This window comes from Bacillus sp. DB-2 (assembly GCF_003315125.1).
Classification (GTDB): Bacteria; Bacillota; Bacilli; order Bacillales; family Bacillaceae_G; genus Bacillus_A; species Bacillus_A mycoides.
Genome location: NZ_QNRN01000014.1, coordinates 151292 through 173754, shown reverse-complemented (window position 1 = coordinate 173754; position 22463 = coordinate 151292). Strand labels below are relative to the sequence as shown.

The window sequence follows — 22463 nt, the reverse complement described above, 5'->3', positions numbered from 1 at the left end:
TCACATAAATGAGGGGCATTTTTTCAATTTTATATGGTAAAATGTTACTATCACATATTATGGGGATGAATCACATTATGTCTATTTCAACTTTAGCTCTCTTATTATTAGCAGAAGTACTCGTCGCCATTATTCTCATCGGTATTAGCATTGAAATTTGTAGTTATGGATGGAAAAAACCGAATGGAATTAAGTACTTTTGTCTCTTAATTTCACTCCTTCTCGGAACAGCTAGCATACTAGGACTTCTCGTTGCACCCGCATATTTCTTCTTACAACTTATAGAAAAAGGCTTATAAGAAAGGGTGATATTATGATTACAGTGAAACATATTGATGCATCTGAAACATACTTATTACGCCAAAAGGTTTTGCGTCCCAATCAATCATTAGAAGATTGTAAATACGATTCAGATTACGAAACAGACGCCTTTCATTTAGGTGCATTTCTACATGATGAACTTGTTAGCATCGCCTCTTTCTCTAAAGAAATACATCCTGATTTAAAAGCTGGTAACCACTATCGTCTACGAGGAATGGCAACATTACCTAATTTCCGAAACCAGCATGCTGGCAGCTCCTTAATCCGTAAAGCTGAACAAGTCCTCCAAGAACGCGAAGCAAATATTCTATGGTGTAATGCCCGAATTACCGTAGCGGATTATTACAAACGATTAGACTTCCATGAGCATGGTGAAATCTTCGAGATTGATCCAATAGGACTACATAAAGTAATGTATAAAGAAATATAAGAAAAGCTTTCTGCATATTGCAGAAAGCTTTTCTTATATTTCTTTTTCACTTTTTATTTTTTTCATATATATGTATATAAACAAACTAGGAATTAAAAAGCAAACAAACATAATAAGTCCTGTTATACTAATTTCCTTTATCGAAATATCCGGTGTTACAATGATACAAATAGCTAAAATCCCAATAACAATCCCTACTGGAATTAATAATAGTTTCATGAAATAACTACGAGATACTCCCCCTGTATGCTCATACACTTCCACCGAATTTTTTAAGTTTAAAAAGTTAATAACTATTATCCCGCCCATAAATACCATTAATAAATCCGAAACACTTTCATACCCTGCCCCTTGCAAGACGTAACGGTAAAAAACAATGCCTAGTATGACGACATTTTGTAAGATGAAAGCCAATCTAATATGTTTTAATCCCTCAATCATTAAACGTTCATCTTTCACGATTTTCACCCTATCACTCCTTTTCCTCCCAAAACAAATCATTCAATGTTTTATCTACTGCATAACAAATTTTCAAACATAAATCTAAAGATGGATTGTATTTCCCCTTCTCAATTAAACTAATTGTTTGCCTTGTGACGCCTACGTTTTCTGCTAATTGTTGTTGTGTTAAATCTAACTGAACACGTGCGACTTTTATTTTACTTACAGCCATTCATGTTCCTCCTCTGCCTTTATTGTAACATATATATTCCATTAAGTAATTTATATTTTACGTAATTGATTTGTTTTTTTCACTTTATTATACACAAAAAAGGAGCCTCTCATAAGAAGACCCCTTTCCTATCTCTATACTATAAGAATAAATGACATCCAAATAAAATTGTAAATAAATATAGTAACGGATGTACTTCCATCCCTTTCCCCTTCACAATTTTTAATACTGGATACACTAAAAATCCAATTGCAATTCCATTTGCAATACTAGACGTTAACGGAATACCAACGAAAATCAAAAATGCTGGTAATGCATCTTCAAATTCATTCCAATTAATATCACGAATGCTTTGTGCCATTAAACTACCTACAATAATTAATGAAGGAGCTGTAATAGCAGCTACACTTGATAAAGACGCGATAACAGGGCTGAAAAATGCCGTTATAATCGTTAGACCAACAACTACAATACCTGTTAATCCAGTTTTACCACCTGCAGCAATACCAGCTGACGATTCAATCGTTGCTGCTGTTGGGCTTGTTCCGAAGATAGAACCTGTCGTTCCGCCAATCGCATCTGCAATAAACGCTTTGCCAAAACGTTTCTCTGTATTATCTGTAATTAAACCAGCTTGTTTAATTAAACCGAGTAATGCACCTGTCGTATCAAATAAAAGTACAAGTAAAAATGAAAATACAACACCATATAATCCATACTGAATTACATCTGAAAAAGCATTGATTGGATTTGAAACGATAATACCCTCTGGTAAATGAGGCATCGCTACAATTTTATCCTCAAACTTCAGTTGCCCCGTAAAGAAGGCGATAATTCCTGTCACAATCATACTAATAAATAATGCACCACTCACACGTAATACCATTAATACTGCCGCTAAAATTAAACCAATTAAAGTTAAAATAACGGCTGGAGAATGAAAATCACCAATCGTAACTAAGTTAGATGGATGATCCACGATAATTCCAGATAGACGTAATCCAATAAAAGCAATAAATAGTCCAATTCCACCTGCAATTGCATGTTTTAAACTGTCAGGAATTGCGATAATTAGCTTTTGCCTAAATGAAGTGAAAGATAATAAAAGAAAAATGATACCTGTTACAAATACTGCCGAAAACGCAATGACATACGTAATCCCCTCTGCCTGTTGAACGACAGAATAAGCAAAATATGCATTCATCCCCATAGCTGGAGCAATAACAATTGGATAATTAGCTAAAAACGCCATACATAGCGTCCCAATAACTGTCGCAATAATAGTTGCCGTAAACGCTTGATCAAATGGTACACCTGCATCAGATAATATTTTCGGATTGATGACAAGAATATACGCAAATGTAAAAAAAGTTGTGATGCCCGCTAAAAGCTCTTGCTTCACAGAAGTGTTATATTTTTGTAATTGAAACATGGCTATGTACCCTTCCTACACCTGAATTATTATCACACATTCTTTTCTTACTAGTATGTGAGAAAATATAATACTTAATCTTAACAATCAATAAAAAGAAGAGTCAATATATTCTCTAATAGTGAGAATTTTAAGTTTAAGTCTGACAAGTTCAGATGTAGTACAGTTCATTTTGATTATTTTTGTAGCATAACAGATATAAATGTTTTATAATTTGAAATAGTTAAATATTTAGGCAACTCATTCTACAAGGGGGATTCTTCTTATGCAGCACACAAACAAATCTGGAACTTTAAATCGAGGTTTAAAAGAACGACATATTACTTTAATGTCACTCGGTTCGGCTATTGGCGTTGGGCTATTTTTAGGATCTGCTTCTGCTATTAAACTAGCTGGTCCTTCCATCTTACTAGGTTATATGATCGCTGGACTCGTTATTTTTTTCATTATGCGAGCGCTCGGAGAAATGGCAATTGAACAACCGGTTGCCGGCTCTTTTAGTAAATATGCTAATGATTATATCGGCCCACTTGCTGGCTATATTACTGGTTGGAACTACTGGTTCTTATGGGTTGTTACTTGTATGGCTGAAATTACGGCGGCTGGAATTTACATGCAGTACTGGTTCCCAGATATCCCGCGCTGGACTTGGGCACTACTCGCTCTATTATTAATGAGCGCTTTCAACTTCTTATCAGTAAAAGTATTTGGAGAACTTGAGTTTTGGTTTGCTCTCATTAAAATTGTCACAATTATCTGTATGATAGTGATTGGCTTTGGTATTATTCTATTCGGATTTGGAAATGGCGGCGTTGCAACTGGTATTTCAAATCTTTGGGAACATGGGGGCTGGTTCCCAAATGGCTTCTCTGGATTATTGCTTTCCTTACAAATGGTATTATTCGCTTATCTAGGCGTTGAACTAATTGGTGTTACGGCTGGTGAAGCTCAAAACCCGAAGAAAACACTCGCAAAAGCTATCGATAACGTATTTTGGAGAATCCTAATCTTTTACGTCGGGGCATTATTCGTTATGATGGCAATTTATCCATGGAACGAACTTGGCGAGAAAGGAAGTCCATTCGTATTAACATTCCAACAAATCGGCATTGCAAAAGCAGCAGGTATTATTAACTTTGTTGTATTAACAGCTGCACTTTCTTCTTGTAACGGTGGTTTATTTAGTACAGGGCGTATGCTATTTACACTAGCACAACAAAAGAAAGCACCTGAACGATTTGGACGTTTAAATAAAAATGGCATTCCAAGTCAAGGTATTATAGCAACTGCGATTGTTTTACTCGTTGGCGTTATATTAAACTATCTTGTTCCTGCAAAAGTGTTTACATGGCTAACTAGTATTTCAACTTTCGGGGCAATTTGGACTTGGGGTATAATATTAGTCGCTCAAATTAAATTCCGTAAAGGATTACCAACTGAGAAAAAAGACAAGCTAACGTATAAAATGCCTTTACATCCATTAAGCTCTTACTTCTCACTTGGCTTCCTCGCACTTGTACTAGGTATTATGGCGTATTCAGAAGATACACGAATTGCATTAATCATTGGCCCAATTTGGCTTATCGGCTTAGCTATCGTGTATTACATGAAAGGGTTTCATAAGATCGATGAAACACCTAATTCAAAAATTAGTTAAACAAGCTATCCCTTCCTTATTAATTGGAAGGGATTTTTTATTGCCTATATAAATATTTCTCAACAAAATTCACGTTATTTTTACAATTTTTTAATATTTTTTACGTTTTCTGTCTTTATTTTTTCAGAAAAATAAATTACATTATTAAAGCACATATATTTATTATTAGGGGGATTCTTCTATGAAGAATAAAAAATGGATTACATTTTCTTTAGCAACAGCAATTACACTTAGTATGGGGAGTTCGTTCATACCGTCTACTTATGCCGAAAGCTCTGTAGACCCAGCTCCTGAAATTGCTGCAAAGGTTGTAAATCAAAACAATGGGAAGAAAGTATTATTCGATAATACGCACGGTCAAACTGCCGGGACAGCTGACTGGGTTATTGATGGCGGCTTTTCTGATTTCGGAAACGGCATTGCCCAAAACGGATATCATGTAAAAGAACTTCGTAAATCAACACCTATTACATACGACGACTTAAAAAATTACAACGTGTTTATCGTTCCAGAGGCAAATATTCCTTACAAAAAATCTGAACAAGACGCAATGTTACAATACGTGAAAAATGGCGGCAGTATTTTCTTCATTGCCGATCATTATAATGCAGATCGTAATAAAAACCGCTGGGACTCCTCAGAAGTGTTCAATGGATATAGACGCGGGGCATGGGATAATCCAGCAAAGGGAATGTCTAATGAAGAAACAACTTCACAAGCTATGCAAGGAGTAGAAAGCTCTGATTGGCTATCCGATAATTTCGGTATTCGCTTCCGTTACAATGCACTTGGTGATGTTTCAGCTAAAAATATTGTCTCACCTGTGCAATCATTCGGAATTACAACTGGCGTTTCATCTGTAGCAATGCATGCCGGCTCTACCCTTGCGATTACAAATCCAAAACTAGCGAAAGGCCTTGTATATCTTCCAGAAAATCCATCAAAATGGAATAACGCTGTTGATAGCGGCGTTTATAACGGTGGTGGCGTTGCAGAGGGGCCTTATGCTGCTATTTCGAAAGTTGGCCTTGGAAAAGCAGCCTTTATTGGTGATTCTTCTCCTGTTGAAGATGCTACGCCAAAATATGTTCGCGAAGATTCAGGTCAATCAAAGAAAACTTATGATGGTTATAAAGAAGAAAACGATGCTGTTCTATTAGAAAACATCGTGAATTGGTTAGCGAAGCAAGAAACATTTACAAGCTTAGATCAAGTGAGTGGTTTACAGCTTGATGCCCCTACAGCTCTACAAACATTTGAACAACCAAGTTTATCAACAGAACCACAACCAGAACCTTGGAGTGCACCAAGTCAAGGTTACCAGTGGTTCAATACAAATACTTTCAAACCAGGTTCATACGGCTATAACGGTGCAGTGACAACGAGTGATTACGTAATTACTCACCCTAGCATTCTACCAAACAATGAAGTGTTCCAAATGACGATTCAAGTAAATAACTTATTACCAAATACAACGTACAATAATTATTCTTTAGGTATTTTCACAACTGGCGGAACACAGGTAGCAAAAGTTCAAAATACAAATGGCACTTGGCCGTCTTCTTTCGGATATAGCAGTACATTCTCTTTCATAACAAATAACCAAGGATCTGCTGAAAAAATTGTGAACGTACAACTTGCCCCAAATACAACTGGACAAGCAACACTTCGCCTAAGACAAAACACAACAGCTAAATATAATGAGGCTGTAACGATTGGTAAGAATTAAAGTAAAGTAAAAGAAAAGGCAATCCGTAAAGGGATTGCCTTCTTCTCACTTCTCTTCTTTTGAGAAAAACATTCTTGAAATAACGATACCTATACTACCTACGATTAAGAATAACACCGCCCTAATCATCATCGACACCTCTGGTAGGTCGAGAAGGAATAACTTCCCTACTGTTACTACTAATACGACTAATCCAGCATATAATATTTCGTTCATCTGTCTATAACGGCCAAACCAAACTGCAAATAAAGCATATACCATCCATAATAATGATACAGATACGCTAATTATACTTCCATCTGTAGAAAGAACTTCACCGATCCTAGTAATTGTAATAAACACAATAACCATTAACGAGTAGAGCGCTATAGAGTACACATATTTACCAAAACTCGCTAACACTTCTTTCGCTTGTCTCATGCAATAATAGAACGTTCCTATCAAAATAATATGAGCGACAAATCCTGCCGAAATGAAATGATCAAACGGGCTAAAAATCGTCTGCACCATTCCAATCGCATAAATCGTTGCACTTACATACAATTTAATATTTTGCTTTACTTTAATAGCAGTAACCATACCGAGGAAACCTTGTAACAATAATACGATTGCTGCATTCACCAAACTGTACTCGTATAAAATTGCTAAACTAAATGACCCCATTGCAAATCCAAATATTAGATTTGAAAATACAGAATGTTTATTCTTCCTATATTCAAGTACAAACATAACAGCATGCACAAATGCACTTATAACTAATCCCCACGTTGTAAATTCAGGAATTTGGGAGATAGCTAAAATAAAGAAAACTGCATTCGCACTAAATATCGCCAATCGTGCTTCTTGTATAAAACTTCTCTCCGAAAACATATGCCAAAATAATAGTAAATGAATTGCACCGTATACAACTGTTAACTGTACTTGCACATTCTCTACTAATATTGACATAACAACAAAGAAGACAAATAGGACAATTGCCGCAACAACATAAGAAATCATATACAAGTACTTATAACGGTTTCTCAATGCATACCATAATAGGCTAATTGTTAATATCGTCTCATAACTAAAGAAAATATACGTATTAGGAGTCGTACTATTTAACAAGAAAGGAACAAAAAATGCTCCCACCGCCACGAAAATAGCGAGATATTCTGATCTATATCTTTTCGCTAAATAAATCCCTAAAATAACCCATACAATATTACAGATAAACGCAATACTTGCAGGAATAAACTCATATAAATAATGTGCCGCAAACGTTGTTAAAACAATACCTGTAATACTTCCTCCAGCTAATACTAATCCTAACGATTGCCGCTCTCGTTTAATTTGAATATCCCCTATATAATACAAACCGATAGATAAGGCGATACCAAACACAATTCGTATCGCTGGTGTTAATAAACCAGCATCTACCCCTGCTTTAAATAACCAAATAACGCCAAGTAGCATAATACCGACAAATATACGCGGCAACCATGTTTGGCAAAACTTAATAATATTGAATGGTTCCGGTTTAAAAACAGATATATTTACTTGTTTTTCCTCAACTTTTTGAACAGGCTCTTTGATTTTCACTACATCTTCTTGTAACTTTTCATTACTTACCGCTTCAATATATTCTTTCTTTTCCTTATTAACATTTTGTTGAACTTTATCTACTTCTATTTTTCTTTGTTTCGCTTTCAATTCATAAAGTGTCTCTTGCATCGTTTCAATTGCCGTTTCGAGTGCTTCTATTTTCTTATTCAAATCCTCCTTCATACGCTCCCCCCTCATCACTCATGTAAAAGCTATATATTACCAATTACCCTTATCATACTATTAGTCTATTCATGTTCGATACTATTTTTCAAAAAAAAGAAAGGTGTTTTCCGAAATAGGAAAACACCTCTTACTTATTTATTCTTATTTATAGCAATACTAGCAATCATACCGAGGCAGGCACCTACAAATGCCGGAACAATCCAACCTACACCTTCTGTATAAAACGGAAGAACTTTTAGTAGTGGTGTCCATTTATTCATCAGTACACTTTTGTTTAAAATATCAATCGCACTAAATAACGCTACGATTCCAATCGTGACCGAATATACGTATACATACTTTCCAATATACTTATGGAATAACCCTAAAATAATAAGCGTTAGTGCAACTGGATAAATAAATCCCAGAATCGGTACCGATACTTTTAAAATTTGCGTTAATCCTAAATTAGCTAAAACCATACTAACAAAACTTAATATAAATGCCCAAACTTTATAAGATACTTTCGGAAATACACTTGCAAAAAACTGACTACAAGACGTAACCAGCCCAATTGAAACACATAAACATGCGATAGTAAAAATAAGGCCTAATAATACTACTCCGCCTTGTCCAAATAATGTCGTCATAACTTGTGCTAACACTTTCGCACCGTTATCAAATGTACCCAATGAACCACTAATTGAACCAACATATCCAAGAATGACATAAATAATAGTTAGTAATAGTCCTGCTCCAATACCAGCAATACTCATATATTTCGCTAAACCTTTATCATCCGCTACACCTTTTGCACGCAGAGCATTTGCAATAACAATCCCAAATATTAAAGCTGCTAACGCATCCATCGTTAAATATCCATCTAAAAATCCTTGGAACATAGGAGCTTGTCCATAATTTCCTGCAGGCTCTTTCACACTGCCTACTGATGTAAACATACTTTTTATAAATATAATAGCAATCATACATAATAATAAAGGCGTTAACACCTTTCCAAACAAGCCCATTAATTTAGACGGTGATAAACTTAACCAGTAAACAATACTAAAGAAAATAGCCGTGTACAATAACAAAACTACGCTACCCGCTTCTGGGAACAACTGACCTGGCCCCATTTCAAAAGCTAAACTTCCTGCACGTGGTATACCAAGACCTGGTCCAATAAATAAGTACACAATACACGGAAAAATAATTGCAAATGAAGAATGAACCCTGCCCGCTAACGTTTGAAAACTCCCTGCTTTCGCAATAGCGATAACACCTAATATAGGAAGCCCTGTTGCTGATATAATAAAACCTAACAATGCAATCCATACATGTTCTCCTGCTTCATATCCAAGGAAAGGTGGAAATATAAGATTTCCGGCCCCAAAGAACATAGAGAATAACATAAGACTAATAAGCAAAATTTCTTTTTTCTGTAACAATTTCATTTCTTTCTCCTTCTTCAATTTCACCTTACATGAAATCAATTCCACAAATAAAAAAATGCGGTAATCCGCTTCCTTACAAAGAAAACATAGTCCATAGTCTATCACAAAAGAAACACCCATTCTATAGCTATTTCCCTTTTCAAATTTCTTCTGAAAAATCAACCTTTATTGACTTATAATAGTTAATAAGGTAAAATATTAATCATGCAATACTATTAACTTTGTTTTTTGCTTGTGTCAGGAGGAAAATATTATGGAATCAGCGATACAACTAGAAAGAGAACAACAAAGAAAAAAGAAACATCCTCCAGGTTTATACTTACTCTTCTTTACAGAAATGTGGGAAAGATTTAGTTACTATGGATTACGAGGATTATTAACATTATATTTAACAACAGCTTTAGTAAGTGGTGGTCTTGGGTTTAGTCCCGCTTGGGCACTCTCTATTTACGGATTTTATACTGGTGCTTGTTATTTCACACCATTGATCGGTGGATACTTAACGGACCGTTTTCTAGGCAAACGAAAAGCCATCACAATTGGTGGTATAACAATGGCAATCGGTAACCTTACACTATTTGCCTTGCAAAACCAAGTCGGTCTATACCTCGGATTAGCGCTTATTATTATCGGTAATGGATTCTTCAAACCGAATATCTCTACACTTGTTGGAGAATTATACGAAGAAAATGATCCAAAACGTGATAGTGCATTTACAATATTCTACATGGGTATTAACGTCGGTTCATTTTTAGCTCCACTCGTTTGCGGGTTTTTATCAGAAAATTTATTCAAAACAACAGTAGATGGCGTTGCTCATTTCGGATTCCGTTACGGTTTCTTAGCCGCTTCAATCGGAATGATCATTGGACAAATTTTATTTACAACACTATCAAATCGCTTCCTTGGTGATATCGGTAAAAAACCAACTCGCGATTTGCAAACGGATGCTGGACAACAAACAATAGGAAATACACCGTTAACAAAAAAAGAAAAACAACGTACAACAGTTATCGTCATTTTAACATGCTTTGTTGTCTTCTTCTGGGCTGGATTTGAACAAGCTGGTAGTTCGTTAACATTATATACAAACAAATTTGTAGACCGCTCTGTATTCGGATGGGAAGTTCCAACATCTTGGTTCCAATCGGTCAATCCGTTATTTATTATTTTACTTGCACCAGCTATTTCAGCATTATGGGCGAAACTGGCAACTAGAAAAAATGGTGACATGAAAATCCCAACAAAAATGGGACTTGGTATGATCTTACTCGGTATCGGTTATATTGTTCTTGTTATCGCTACGTTAAAAACAGGCAGTGACGAACATAACATTACAGAAAAAGCAAACTTACTATTTATCGTCTTTACGTATCTTTTCCATACGTTAGGTGAGCTATTCTTATCACCTGTCGGGCTATCAATGGTTAGTGCTCTTGCTCCAGTAAAACTTGCTTCTTTATTAATGGGAGTATGGTTAGCAAGCTCAGGTATTGCTAATATTTTAGGCGGACAGCTTGCAAGCTTCACAACTTCACTTGGATATGCTGAAGTATTCACAGTTATTGGCGCTGTGGCGATCGTTTTAGGTTGTGTTTTATTATCAATTTCTAAGAAATTAGTGAAATGGATGGATTAAAAAAGAAGGTTCACTCTTTAAAGAGTGAACCTTCTTTTTTCTTTATTTCTTAGCCTTTGTTCCTACTAAATCACCAGCAACAACGTAACGCTTAGAATTATCTTTCACAGATACACATGTAATAAGCGTTATCTCATCTTTCCCATGATCCTCTACAACTTCCCATTTATCAGGAGTTACTTCAGATACACCAGTAACCGCATATTCATATTCGTTTTCATTATCATACAAATACATTTTATCGCCTTTTTTCAAAGTTGCTACATCACTAAATAAAACACCTTTTTTAGACATGTTATGTCCTGCTAATGCATAATTTCCTTTTCCCATTACTTGATTTTCTTTTACTGTTGCTGCACCTGATAATAGGTTTTTCTCAGTAGAAGATTTTAAAACAGGAAGTTCTAATGAAACACTCGGGATCGAAATACGACCAATTACTTGTTTCTTATCTAATGATGCATTCGCTACTTCTGCCAAGTCTGGTTGATCAATTTTCGAAGCATCTACAAATTCCGTCTCATGTTTTTCATAATCCATCTTTTGAACAGCCTGTACATTTTTAGTCTGTTTTTTTTCAGCCTGATATCCATCATAAAATGGCTTTCCGATTAACACACCACCTACAACAAATAGAAGGATTGCTACTATACTATAAATTCTTTGCTTATTCATATACAATTCCTTTCCCTTACAAAATCTTACTCTATATAAAATGATAAGATAATATTGCTATATGTACAAGTGTAAGCTGAAAAGAAACCTTCTTGCCGATGCAAGAAGGTTTCTTTTTAAGCGATTTTATTTCGATATAAGGATACGTGAAAAATCGTCATTTGAATAAAGAAAATACTAAATCCAATATATATCGGATATGCAGGAACATATAGATTAGCAATTGGAGAAAGAGTTAAAAAACCAACCGCACAAGGCAACACGTACCATAGTGACATAAATGTAGTACGACAAGCCTTTTCTGTAATTGCCTTTTCTCTCTCATCCTCTTGAGGAAATAATAGTGGAAACATCCAATACGAGAGCTCTTTATATTTTTTCTTTTGAATTTTATAAAGAACAGTCGATACAATACCAAATATTAAAAGTAATCCTAGCGGCATTAAACTCAGTGAAATTTCAGATGGTACTCTCTCCGTTTGAATAAAATTAGCGACTTCAATAGTAAAATAATACAACTCAATAAACGCCCAACCTGCTAATACCATTAAAAGTACATTTAGCATATAAGAAAATACGAGTCTATTCATCCTCTTCCCCCTCCTTATTTAAAACAAACACATCTTCCATCTTTAACTCGAATACATCACAAATCGTCAATGCTAGTAACAATGAAGGAACGTAATCCCCCTTTTCAATTGCTGCGATCGTTTGTCTCGTCACTCCGACTTTTTCCGCTAATACACTTTGTGTAAAATTAAAACGCGCTCTTAATTCCTTCACTCTATTTAAAATGGTCAAATTTACCACCTCTCACCATTATTGTATGATACTCTTAACAAAATGTAAACTCAACTTAACATTATTTTTACAAAAAAATCCAACTTTACGTTTTGTAAAGTTGGATTACGTTTTAGTTTAAAATTGTAACTTTAACATTTTTTCTGCCCCAATTACTAGACGAAGCTTTATCTGGCATTAAAACATCGATTTTGTGACCTTTAATCGCGCCACCAGTATCTGCTGCAATTGCAATTCCATAGCCTTCAACATTTACAGTAGATCCTAATGGAATAACAGATGGATCCACCGCAATTAATTTCATTCCTGGGTTTGCAGTTAGATTATAACCGCCCCATGCAGAATACACTTGTTGACCTGCTGCATAACCATTTTCAGATGGATCTGCTGTATAAGCTGTTGCGTGTACATACATTTCTTTTCCGCCAGCAGTTACTTTAGGCTGTTCAGGCTCTACTTTCGAACTATTATTAGCAACTGGTTCAGCTGGTTTATTAGCTTTTTCTTGCTTTTGCTTTTCAGCAACTTCCGCTTGCGCTTTCGCTAAAGCTTCTTGCTCAGCCTTTGCAGCTGCTTCCGCTTTTGCACGCTCTTCCGCTGCAATTCTTGCTGCTTCTTGTTCACGAGCGATTGTTTCTTGTACTGCCTTCATATTTGATTCAATTTTAGCCTTTTCTTCTGCTGCTAAATTAAGTTGGCTTGCAACCTGATTATATTTAGCTTGAACTGTTTGTAAGTTATCTTGACGTTTTTTCAAGTTATCTTGCAAATCAGCTTGTGCTTTTGCTAATTTTTGTTTATCTACTACTAAAGATGCTTCTTTTTCATCAATCTCTTTTTTATCTTCTTCAATTTGACGAAGATCTTGTTCTTGTAGACGTAAAATTTCTTTATCTGCTTCTAGAATAGTCGTAACTGCGTTCATACGTTGTATGAAATCTGCAAAGTTTTTTGATTCTACAACAACTTCTACTACTAAACTCGTATTTGAGCTATTTTGAACAGAAACCATACGTTTTTTCATAATATCCTTACGAGCAAGGACTTTATCTTCTAAAACGACAATTTCGTTCTTTTTTTGTTCAATCTGCTTATGTGTTTCATCGATTTTACGTTGAATAGCAGCTTGATCCTCTTTATTTTTTGCAATTGTATTATTTAAATTATGTAGTTCATTTTCGATACCTTGAATTTCTTTACTAACAGCTTGCTTCTCTTGCTCTTTCTTCTGCATATCTGCATCGTTTTGCTGCAATTGCTGTTGCATGTTGTTAAGTTTCTCGTCGTTTGACTCTGCTTTTACAGCGACTGTACTAGAAAGAACGATAATTCCTGCTAATACTAGACTACTGATTCGCTTAAAATAGTTCATAATCCGACTCCCTTCTTATACAGTTATACATGATTTATTTTACAGTTTGTTTACAGGACCATTAAATACAGTTTATTTTTCATGACAAAAAAAGAGAATTGTGAACAAAATGTAATAGATTCTTAAATATTTAACAATTCCTATATTTAAAAATTATAAAAGATGCTAAAATCCAAATATAGAGAAATTAAAAATCCCAAAGGCGGTTGAATTAAATAAAATGTTTACTCAAAAGAAATCACTCCAACATAAAATTGATCAACTAGAAACTCATATACATGAACTAGAAGCAGAATTAAAACAAAAAGATGTGGAAAAACAAGAAATTATATCTTCTATCCATAATCGTGTAAAAAGCGTTATGCAAGAGCACGAACTTGTAAATAGCCAACATCATACACTCCAAAACTTAATTCAACAATTGAACGCATGCTTTGAAAATGTTTCTATGCGTACTACACATTCCAACGAATTAAATAACGAAATGCTACAAAAAGAGCAAAACTTAATTCAATCTATTGAAGAAATTATCGATTGCTCTAATGAAGGAAAAGAATCCGTTCATCGCTTACTCATTGTAATTAATAGATTAGGTGAACAATCTCAACGTACTTCTAATAGTATGAATCATTTAAGCGAACGCTCTAAAGAAATTGAACAAATTGTAGAAGTGATTCAAAACATTGCAGCACAAACAAATTTACTAGCGTTAAATGCAAGTATTGAAGCTGCACGTGCTGGAGAACACGGTAAAGGATTTGCTGTTGTTGCTAATGAAGTAAGAAAACTAGCTGAAAGTACAGCTGAAAGTACAAAAAACATCGGTAACTTAACGAAAAAAATTCAAGAAGAAATTGAAAAAGCATATGAAAATACAAAAGATAATTTACATTTAGTTGATGAAGGTGTAGAAATGAGCGCTGATACTAACGCTAGAATTGAAAATATTTTAATGATGATTCAAACATTACAAAGTGGCGCTACAAATGTTATTAAAGCTATCGAAAACCAAAAATCTTGTAATGATGATATATTAAGAGAATTTGCAAACACTCAACAAATGTTCCAAAAATTAAATACTACTATTATGAGCCATATTCATGATGCTGAAAAAGTCGATGTTCAATTGACTAAAGGTCTTCAAGAAACAGTATCTTCTCATTAACAATAAAAACCCCTTATATCGCTATAAGGGGTTTTTATTATATTTCGAATATTTATTCCTTCTCAATATTCATCTATATCTTTGTTATAATGGAAAAGTTATTTCTTTCGACTAATACACAAGGAGGATGTTATGGAACAATTTTATTACATTTTAAAATATTTAATTCTTGGTCTATTCCAAGGACTAACAGAACCAATTCCGATTTCTTCAAGCGGTCACCTCGTTTTAGCACAGCATTTGCTAGGACTAAAAATAGAAGGATTTAGCTTTGAGCTACTTGTTAATTCAGCTTCATTATTAGCTGTATTACTTATTTATAGAAATGACTTAATTCGTCTAACAAAGAATGGTCTATCTTATATATTCACAAGAGCAGAAGATGCAAAATCAGATTTTTTCTTTATTATTTACCTTGTTATTGCAACCATTCCAGCAGGTGTAATTGGAGTTTTATTTAAAGATTATATCGACCACTATTTAAAAGGTGTTAAAATGGTTGGGGTTTCCCTTCTTATTACTGCTATCGGCCTTTGGATTATTCGAAACTTGCGTGGACGTAAAAGTGATGGCGACCTTTCTATGAAAGATGCAATCATTATTGGTCTAGCACAAGCTTGCGCACTAATTCCTGGTATAAGCAGGTCAGGTGCTACAATCGTAGCAGCAATGTTACTTGGTATGAAGCAAGAAACCGCTCTTCGTTTCTCATTCTTACTATACATCCCTGTTAGCTTAGGTGGTTTATTGTTAAGTATTACAGACATTGCAAACGATCCAAATTTAGATACATTATTTGTACCTTATATTGTTGCTTTCATCGCAACATTTGTCATGACATATATTTCATTAAAATGGTTTATGAACATTATGGCGAAAGGAAATTTAAAATATTTCTCTTTCTACTGTATTATCGTAGGTGTGCTAACTATCATTTTCTTATAAAGTGAAACTTTAATCAGTGGGGGTTTTGTTCATCCCCCCTGATTATTAGCCCTCACCAATCGGGATTTTACGGGCAGCAGGGCTCCCACCTAACTTCTTTGCTCCGGCCGAATTTTGAGGTGGAAGTTTTACTGCCCACAAATAGCGGGATAAAAAAAGCCTCTTACTGCCCTCATACAGTAAGAGGTTTTTCCTTATGCATAAACTTTCTTTTCCTGACAATACAAGCGAATAACATGTGTATTTTTTTGAAACAAATCATGTGTTAAGCGAATAATAATAAAATTTCGTTTTGTATTATCATCATGAACAAAAATCTGTTCTCCCTCTTGAAAACGCCACGCGCTTTCAAAAGTTGTAATATGATCCCCACTTACAGAAAAAAGCTCATATCGCATGTCTTGTACCCTCTCTCAACTTATAATAATCATAATATCCTTATATTAAATTTAGTATAACTTAATTTCGATAAAATTTGTAATTCTTTCTATTTCGAAATATTTTAACTTTGTTTTAAACTCCTTTTAGCGCTATAATGATAAACGAATTTTCATTGAAAGGAGTTTCATTTTGACTGCATATTTATTTCCAGTAAAAACAGCATTTATTTTATTTCCTATTTTAGCAATGTTTCTCTTAATCCCTTTTTTAATATTTAATTATCAAAAATACGGTTATTTAAATAAATGGCGTTCATTTATTTTGTATTCATTACTACTCTATTTATTAAATGCCTATTTTCTTGTTATTTTGCCGTTACCACAAACGTATGATACTTGTAGCCTACAACCCGCTAATACACAGCATATGCAACTCTCACCATTTTATTTCATACAAGAGATTAGTAATCATACATCGGCAATTTTAACGAAACCTACTACTTATTTCTTGTTATTAAAAGAATCTGCATTTTTACAAGTTGCTTTTAACGTTCTATTAACCGTTCCATTCGGTATTTACTTACGTTATTATTTCCGACGTAGTTTCTTCCAAACAGTGTGCATTTCTTTTTGCCTTTCACTGTTCTTTGAATTAACACAAGTAACTGGATTATATGGTATTTATAATTGTGCATATCGCTTATTCGATATCGACGATCTGTTTTTAAACACACTAGGCGGCGTAATCGGTTTTATCATTGCACCAATATTTACGTACTTCCTGCCAAAAACAAGCGAATTAGATAGTCATATTGATTTGGAAACGAAACCAGTCGGATTCGTTCGTCGTCTCCTCGCTATGCAAATTGATTGGATTTTCTTATCTATCGTTGTACCTTTCATTAAAAACAAAGGAAACTCACTATTTATTTCTAACATCCAATCTTATACAAATGTATACGAATTCCTTTTCATTACATGTTCAATCTTAATTTACTTTATTATCATCCCATATTTTACAAATGGAAGAACAATAGGGAAAGCGTTGCTTCGTATTTACATTAAAGGACAAGCAGAGCGTATTACACTAAAAGAATTATTCATTCGTTACGGTATATTCTATTTCATTTTAGGTGGAATCAATTACATTCTTTCTAGTAGCTCTATTTTAAATCATACAGAGCCTTTAGTATTACTAGTTATACTGTTATTCCAATTTGTAATTAACGGGCTATTTATTATTCATGTTTTATTACATGTATTTAGCAGTGATAAATTACTATTTTACGAGCGTATTAGTCATACAAGAAATGCAATTACACTTAAAAAAGCTGACAAATACTAATTTGTCAGCTTTTTTTCATAATCGTAAATAACTTTTCTGTATAAGGGCTTAAAAATATTCCTGTTTCATCTAGTGACTTCCTCACTTTTAGAAACGAATGCAATTCTGGATATATATTTTGCAATTTTTCGTACGTTAACGTATGCATTTTCCCCCAATGCGGGCGCCCTTCATACTTTAGAAAAATTTTCTCCACTTCACCAAAATAAGCGGCATACTTCATACCTTTATACATATGAACAGCTATATACGCTGAGTCTCTTCCATACGCTGGACTGAGCCATATATCATCATCTCTCACATACCGGCATTCAATCGGGAAGTGCACCTTATACTTTTTCTTTTCAATAAGATTTGAGATTTCTTCTACAACAGCCCTCATATACTTTGAAGGGACACTATACTCCATTTCATAAAATGGAACCGTACGTGATGTAGCGAATACTTCATAGCTCGGGCCTATTATTTTTGTGTTTGGTACGGCCTTAGCTGATAATCGACTTACTGCTTTACTTATAGAAGGAAACCATTTACACCCTTTAGATAACAAAGAGAACATCCTATTTTCAAGTAACTCCACCTTTAGTTTATGCCATTTCAAATCACTTTCTTTACTCGTTGTTTCATTTGTAAATTTCACTTGCACCTCATCTGAATAAGGAAAAACGAAAAATTCAAAATGACGATTCTTCTTATATTCTTCTATTTTGTTCATTACAGTAGACAATGATTGTTTTTCACTTTCATAAACGAGAGAATACGCTGGGATAACCTTCAATTTTATCTTTACAATGATACCTAGCATTCCAAGTGACAACTGAAATGCTTTCCAATATTCGGCGTTCTCGGTTTCTGAACAAACTATACTCTCACCTGTTGATAAAACTGCCGTGATCTCTATAACTTGTGTTGATAAACTCCCAAATGTAACACCCGTCCCATGAGTCCCCGTACTAATCGCTCCTGCAATAGATTGTGAATCAATATCCCCTAAATTTTCTTGCGCATAACCTTTTTCCTGAAGTAACTTCCCTAAATCATGTAACTTTGTTCCCGCCCATACTTCGACAACCATCTTCTCTGCATCAATATTCCCAATGCCCTTCAATTCATCTAAAGAAACTAAAATTTCTTCCGTTTGCACAAGAGGTGTAAACGAATGCCCTGAACCGACAACACGAATTTTCTTTCCTTTTTTTCGTGCAAGCCCTACAACTTCTACTACATCTTGTATACTTTTTGGATACATCGTATAATGTGGCGTTCCTTCTACATTCCCTGTCCAATTTCTCCATTTTTGTCCCTTTATAGAAAGCATCGTCCATCCCCCCGATATGTTGAATACTCTCCAACAATTTCCCCTTGTTTAATGCGATACAAAATAGGAAAACGCTCATATAACTCCCCAGCTTTACTATGGCGAAACAAGATAGAATCTCCTATATCCACTCGTTCCTCGCCGTTATAAAAAATTGGCGTTTGCACTTCACCAGCACCTTCTAAAGCTAATAGTTTTGCACCATGCGGCATCCAAACCTCAGGCTCTTTATCTTTACCAACTGCACCTGAGGCAATATATCCGCCACCGAGGCAAGTATAAATAAAAGGATCCGGTTTACGTACAACTGGTAAAGCAAATCCGACAGCTGGCTGAAATTTTACTTCTTTATAATAATCAAATAGTTTCGGGGAATAAAAAGCAGAACCTATTGTAATCTCTGAAACTGAGTTATCTTGCTCAGTTGTTTTTATACTTCCTGTTCCTCCCCCATTTACAAATCTTAGTTTAATACCAAGGTTTTGTATTTCTTTTACGATACGTCCCCTTCTTTCTTTAACCTCTAATACTGATTTCTTCTTTAAATACGAAACCACTTTACTTTTCATCCATTGATTCGGTATATGATCCCCCACCCCGGCAATTTGAGCTTCATATCCCATTACACCATCTAGTATTAAATATGATGAGCCCTTCACCTTTTCTACTATTTTCAAAGCGCTCTGCACATCTTTTACCGGGGATCTTTTTACACCAAAATGAATTTTTAAAAAACGACTACTCATATCAATATCCAAACAAACGCGAAAACACCCTTTAGACTTCTCAGCAATCTTTTCTAAATAAGTAATATGGTCTTCACAATCCACCATACAAGTTATAATGTGCCCTTGCTTTGTTAGCAAACTAATTTCATGTAAAGCTCTTTCATCATAAACAGGATATCCGAGCAATAAATCATTAAATCCTTGTTCAATTAAAAACAAAGCTTCTCTAGGAGAAAAACACATAATACCTTGAAACCGATTATTTGCAGCTAAAATCTTTTTCATAACTGGAACAGAGCGTAATGATTTACTCGCTATACGAATTTTCTTATCTCCACTTAACTCTATAATCGATTGAATATTCCTCTCTAAAGCCACTTCATCTAAAAATGCACACGGTAATGGAACTTCCTTAAAAATTCCTCTATCCACATTTTTCTCTCCTCTTCTATATATGTCTTATACATATTGGAAAGAAAAAATGATTTTCCTGTTTTCAAATAAAAAAAGTTTCTTCTTCACGAAGAAACTTTTTTAAGACTACTCTATTTCATAGAAATAGTCGCCTCTACTGGATAATGATCAGAGTAATCATTATATGTATATTCTTTGAGCCATGACGTAACAGTCCATTGTGGCGATTTCGACTGTAACACCTTATTCTCTATATACGATGGATTAGCATGGTCCTTACTTGTAATAATATAATCTAAATACTCGGCAGGGCTATCGGGGAAGTTATATTTCGCAATACTGTTTGTCGTCGCATCCCAAGTTGCAGTATATCCAGTATAAGATGGAATAGAGGCGTGCAATGTTTTGAACATGGATGCGTACTCTGAGTCACTATTATTCTCAGCATTTATTTTATTTACATTCATATCACCACCAATTAACACATACTCGTTATTTGGTATATTTTTATTTTTAATAAACTCTTGAATTTCTTGTAGCTGTTTTGTACGTACAGATGCTGGTGAAGTTTTCCCACACATACTGTCCTCAGCTTGTAAATGCGTCCCAATTACATGAACGAAACGATCATTCTTCTTAACTTTTGTGTATACAAACCCTTTATTTGATAAGTTATCTGGTCCGCAGCCTTTTTCGAATACATATTGAATCTTTTCAACAATTGGCCATTTACTCACAATCGCCACACCTCCATCTTCAGGAGTCGAAGATGAATAGTTTCCTAACGTCTTATCCCACTCGCTTCCACTACTACGACCTAATACTGCCGTTTGATTTGGATATTCTTTCTTCAAATTTCCTAATAAGCGATTTGAAGCACTATTATCAAACACTTCATTTAATATAACAACATCTTGATTCTTTATATAATCTGCCGCTCCAATTAAATCAGCACGCTGACTTTGCCCCCAGTTGGGATATAGGTTTGTTGATAGCATGTATACATTATGTGTCATAACTTTTAACGTATCATTTTGATTTGTGGACATTTCTGCTTGAACGGAAGATCCGCTATATAAAGCTGCTAGACCAATCCCAAAGCTTAGTACACCTTTTAGCAATTTACTTTTCACAATTCATACCCTCCGTTTACTGTATAGTGATAAAAAGGCCAAATACTCTATTCTGAGATTTGACCTTTCTCCAATACTTAACGATTTCCGTACGTATCAAACCAAAGCTGAATATATCCAGCTGTTACACGTTGCGCTTCCGTTAATCGCTTACCAGTCATTGGTGTAACTTCAGCGCGCCATTTGTCGGCATAACTTTGTGATACAGCAGCTTGCACGAACCAACTTTTCGTATTACTATTTACGATACCAGGGAAATCTTGTTTCGCAGCTACCGCAGCACCATGAATCCAATCTTCAGGGTTTGTACCTTTCCAATTCCAATATCCATTTCCGTCCGTTACTTTGTAATTATCTTTGATCGTATCTACAAAATTTTCATATTTAGAATGGAATCCTTGTGGATAAGAAATATTCGTAAAGTTTGCTGCATGCATCGGTTGATTTACATCCCCTAAATAATGAAGAGATAACCCTAAATAGAAGAATGCTTGTTTCATATCTTTATTTTTATAAGATTCACCAGCTAATTTAAAATACTTAGCTCCAGTTTCCTTCGCTTGCTTTGCAAGTGGAATGTATGTACTTCCATCGTCTGGATCATAGAAATGTGACGCAAATGTACTATTGTCATAATAAGGATTTTCATAATCAGCAGAATAAATGCCATTTTCTAAATCTGTGCGCCATTCATTTAATAGCGCTACTTCATCTTGTCTTACAAGTGTTGTATTACGAGACATAATATCAATAGCACGGTTTACAATCCATAAATGAGAATTTACACCTTCTGAGTGTTTATCTTCCGCAGACCAATACTGAGTAATAATCGCTCTACTTTCTTCATTCTTTTCATGTGCAAAAGCTACATTTTGTAATGGCGCTACTAACGTAATAGCTGCTGCTAAAGCAAGTACTTTCTTTTTCATCTGAAATCCTCCATTTTATAATAGAATTATTGTAAAGATTTTTGTTAGGATCCTACGATGTCTTACGGTTAACCTATGACTAGAATATCCCACCTTTCATGAAAATTCTATCAATAAATTAAAATATGCAGATGTTCATATCATTATAACTTTATACATAGTGAATATAATGAA

The 22463-nt window shown here is 34.6% G+C and carries 21 protein-coding genes and 1 pseudogene; 8 read left to right on the top strand and 14 right to left on the bottom strand.

The features are described 5' to 3' along the window. The first annotated feature begins 8 nt into the window (after positions 1-8). Together DET63_RS22770 and DET63_RS22765 are read left to right on the top strand one after the other, a co-directional pair. Positions 9-299, top strand: a complete 291-nt coding sequence (locus DET63_RS22770; protein ID WP_113937931.1) for a DUF4022 family protein — start codon at positions 9-11, stop codon at positions 297-299. Positions 300-313: 14 nt separating this feature from the next. Next, complete coding sequence (locus DET63_RS22765; protein ID WP_113937930.1) at positions 314-751, top strand: GNAT family N-acetyltransferase; 438 nt, start codon at positions 314-316, stop codon at positions 749-751. A gap of 33 nt (positions 752-784) precedes the next feature. Here the strand turns inward: DET63_RS22765 and DET63_RS22760 are convergent, their stop codons facing one another. From DET63_RS22760 to DET63_RS22750, 3 genes are all read right to left on the bottom strand, one after another. Further along, positions 785-1219: a hypothetical protein gene (locus tag DET63_RS22760; protein WP_113937929.1), complete on the bottom strand. Its 435-nt coding sequence runs from the start codon at positions 1217-1219 to the stop codon at positions 785-787. A gap of 4 nt (positions 1220-1223) precedes the next feature. Further along, positions 1224-1424, bottom strand: coding sequence for a helix-turn-helix transcriptional regulator (locus tag DET63_RS22755; protein WP_113937928.1), 201 nt, complete (start codon positions 1422-1424; stop codon positions 1224-1226). Between the two features lie 139 nt (positions 1425-1563). Next, complete coding sequence (locus DET63_RS22750; RefSeq protein ID WP_002029772.1) at positions 1564-2856, bottom strand: NCS2 family permease; 1293 nt, start codon at positions 2854-2856, stop codon at positions 1564-1566. A gap of 265 nt (positions 2857-3121) precedes the next feature. Here DET63_RS22750 and DET63_RS22745 point away from each other — a divergent pair, with 265 nt between their 5' ends. Next, positions 3122-4513, top strand: coding sequence for an amino acid permease (locus DET63_RS22745; RefSeq protein ID WP_002125290.1), 1392 nt, complete (start codon positions 3122-3124; stop codon positions 4511-4513). Between the two features lie 181 nt (positions 4514-4694). Beyond that, positions 4695-6242: a DNA-binding protein gene (locus tag DET63_RS22740; protein ID WP_113937927.1), complete on the top strand. Its 1548-nt coding sequence runs from the start codon at positions 4695-4697 to the stop codon at positions 6240-6242. Positions 6243-6287: 45 nt separating this feature from the next. Here the strand turns inward: DET63_RS22740 and DET63_RS22735 are convergent, their stop codons facing one another. Both DET63_RS22735 and brnQ1 read right to left on the bottom strand, forming a co-directional pair. Continuing rightward, a complete protein-coding gene (locus DET63_RS22735; RefSeq protein WP_113937926.1) occupies positions 6288-8009 on the bottom strand; it encodes a DUF2339 domain-containing protein in 1722 nt (573 codons plus the stop codon). A gap of 134 nt (positions 8010-8143) precedes the next feature. Next, positions 8144-9445, bottom strand: a complete 1302-nt coding sequence (gene brnQ1, locus DET63_RS22730; RefSeq protein ID WP_395923019.1) for a branched-chain amino acid transport system II carrier protein BrnQ1 — start codon at positions 9443-9445, stop codon at positions 8144-8146. 253 nt (positions 9446-9698) lie between these two features. On the opposite strand from brnQ1, the gene DET63_RS22725 reads away from it, so the two are divergent. After that, positions 9699-11084 (top strand): peptide MFS transporter, encoded by a 1386-nt coding sequence (locus DET63_RS22725; protein WP_002090906.1) that lies wholly within the window; start codon positions 9699-9701, stop codon positions 11082-11084. A gap of 42 nt (positions 11085-11126) precedes the next feature. On the opposite strand, the gene DET63_RS22720 is transcribed toward DET63_RS22725, so the two are convergent. The 4 genes from DET63_RS22720 to DET63_RS22705 form a co-directional block, all read right to left on the bottom strand. Continuing rightward, complete coding sequence (locus tag DET63_RS22720) at positions 11127-11759, bottom strand: class A sortase (RefSeq protein ID WP_078206595.1); 633 nt, start codon at positions 11757-11759, stop codon at positions 11127-11129. A gap of 116 nt (positions 11760-11875) precedes the next feature. After that, positions 11876-12349, bottom strand: coding sequence for a DUF2178 domain-containing protein (locus DET63_RS22715; protein ID WP_113937924.1), 474 nt, complete (start codon positions 12347-12349; stop codon positions 11876-11878). Beyond that, positions 12342-12560, bottom strand: coding sequence for a helix-turn-helix transcriptional regulator (locus DET63_RS22710; protein WP_002167109.1), 219 nt, complete (start codon positions 12558-12560; stop codon positions 12342-12344). Before DET63_RS22710 ends, DET63_RS22715 begins: the two co-directional genes overlap by 8 nt. A 112-nt stretch (positions 12561-12672) precedes the next feature. Beyond that, on the bottom strand, positions 12673-13932 hold the full coding sequence (locus tag DET63_RS22705) for a 3D domain-containing protein (RefSeq protein ID WP_002134418.1): 1260 nt from the start codon (positions 13930-13932) through the stop codon (positions 12673-12675). Positions 13933-14593: 661 nt separating this feature from the next. On the opposite strand from DET63_RS22705, the pseudogene DET63_RS31085 reads away from it, so the two are divergent. Together DET63_RS31085 and DET63_RS22695 are read left to right on the top strand one after the other, a co-directional pair. Beyond that, positions 14594-15097: pseudogene (locus tag DET63_RS31085) on the top strand (methyl-accepting chemotaxis protein); the annotation flags it as partial. A gap of 132 nt (positions 15098-15229) precedes the next feature. Continuing rightward, the gene (locus DET63_RS22695) at positions 15230-16042 is read left to right on the top strand and encodes an undecaprenyl-diphosphate phosphatase (RefSeq protein WP_113937922.1); all 813 of its coding nucleotides are present in this window, start codon (positions 15230-15232) and stop codon (positions 16040-16042) included. Positions 16043-16236: 194 nt separating this feature from the next. On the opposite strand, the gene DET63_RS22690 is transcribed toward DET63_RS22695, so the two are convergent. Next, on the bottom strand, positions 16237-16440 hold the full coding sequence (locus tag DET63_RS22690) for a hypothetical protein (RefSeq protein ID WP_002134416.1): 204 nt from the start codon (positions 16438-16440) through the stop codon (positions 16237-16239). A 172-nt stretch (positions 16441-16612) separates the two neighbouring features. Between DET63_RS22690 and DET63_RS22685 the strand changes: the two genes are divergently transcribed. Next, positions 16613-17767, top strand: coding sequence for a VanZ family protein (locus tag DET63_RS22685; protein ID WP_113937921.1), 1155 nt, complete (start codon positions 16613-16615; stop codon positions 17765-17767). 4 nt (positions 17768-17771) lie between these two features. Here DET63_RS22685 and DET63_RS22680 read toward each other — a convergent pair whose 3' ends face one another. From DET63_RS22680 to cerA, 4 genes are all read right to left on the bottom strand, one after another. Continuing rightward, positions 17772-19085, bottom strand: a complete 1314-nt coding sequence (locus tag DET63_RS22680; protein WP_113937920.1) for a D-arabinono-1,4-lactone oxidase — start codon at positions 19083-19085, stop codon at positions 17772-17774. Beyond that, positions 19073-20245 (bottom strand): amino acid deaminase/aldolase, encoded by a 1173-nt coding sequence (locus DET63_RS22675; protein ID WP_113937919.1) that lies wholly within the window; start codon positions 20243-20245, stop codon positions 19073-19075. The genes DET63_RS22680 and DET63_RS22675 overlap by 13 nt, the downstream gene beginning before the upstream one ends. A gap of 113 nt (positions 20246-20358) precedes the next feature. Further along, complete coding sequence (gene sph / locus DET63_RS22670) at positions 20359-21360, bottom strand: sphingomyelinase C (RefSeq protein WP_113937918.1); 1002 nt, start codon at positions 21358-21360, stop codon at positions 20359-20361. Between the two features lie 77 nt (positions 21361-21437). Then, a complete protein-coding gene (gene cerA / locus DET63_RS22665) occupies positions 21438-22289 on the bottom strand; it encodes a phospholipase CerA (RefSeq protein ID WP_002134404.1) in 852 nt (283 codons plus the stop codon). Between the last annotated feature and the right edge of the window lie 174 nt (positions 22290-22463).

Coding starts and splice junctions, on each gene's coding strand:
- DET63_RS22770 (WP_113937931.1), top strand. CDS start 9: ATGAGGGGCATTTTTTCAATTTTATATGGTAAAATGTTACTATCACAT.
- DET63_RS22765 (WP_113937930.1), top strand. CDS start 314: ATGATTACAGTGAAACATATTGATGCATCTGAAACATACTTATTACGC.
- DET63_RS22755 (WP_113937928.1), bottom strand. CDS start 1,424: ATGGCTGTAAGTAAAATAAAAGTCGCACGTGTTCAGTTAGATTTAACA.
- DET63_RS22750 (WP_002029772.1), bottom strand. CDS start 2,856: ATGTTTCAATTACAAAAATATAACACTTCTGTGAAGCAAGAGCTTTTA.
- DET63_RS22745 (WP_002125290.1), top strand. CDS start 3,122: ATGCAGCACACAAACAAATCTGGAACTTTAAATCGAGGTTTAAAAGAA.
- DET63_RS22740 (WP_113937927.1), top strand. CDS start 4,695: ATGAAGAATAAAAAATGGATTACATTTTCTTTAGCAACAGCAATTACA.
- DET63_RS22735 (WP_113937926.1), bottom strand. CDS start 8,009: ATGAAGGAGGATTTGAATAAGAAAATAGAAGCACTCGAAACGGCAATT.
- brnQ1 (WP_395923019.1), bottom strand. CDS start 9,445: ATGAAATTGTTACAGAAAAAAGAAATTTTGCTTATTAGTCTTATGTTA.
- DET63_RS22725 (WP_002090906.1), top strand. CDS start 9,699: ATGGAATCAGCGATACAACTAGAAAGAGAACAACAAAGAAAAAAGAAA.
- DET63_RS22720 (WP_078206595.1), bottom strand. CDS start 11,759: ATGAATAAGCAAAGAATTTATAGTATAGTAGCAATCCTTCTATTTGTT.
- DET63_RS22715 (WP_113937924.1), bottom strand. CDS start 12,349: ATGAATAGACTCGTATTTTCTTATATGCTAAATGTACTTTTAATGGTA.
- DET63_RS22705 (WP_002134418.1), bottom strand. CDS start 13,932: ATGAACTATTTTAAGCGAATCAGTAGTCTAGTATTAGCAGGAATTATC.
- DET63_RS22695 (WP_113937922.1), top strand. CDS start 15,230: ATGGAACAATTTTATTACATTTTAAAATATTTAATTCTTGGTCTATTC.
- DET63_RS22690 (WP_002134416.1), bottom strand. CDS start 16,440: ATGCGATATGAGCTTTTTTCTGTAAGTGGGGATCATATTACAACTTTT.
- DET63_RS22680 (WP_113937920.1), bottom strand. CDS start 19,085: ATGCTTTCTATAAAGGGACAAAAATGGAGAAATTGGACAGGGAATGTA.
- cerA (WP_002134404.1), bottom strand. CDS start 22,289: ATGAAAAAGAAAGTACTTGCTTTAGCAGCAGCTATTACGTTAGTAGCG.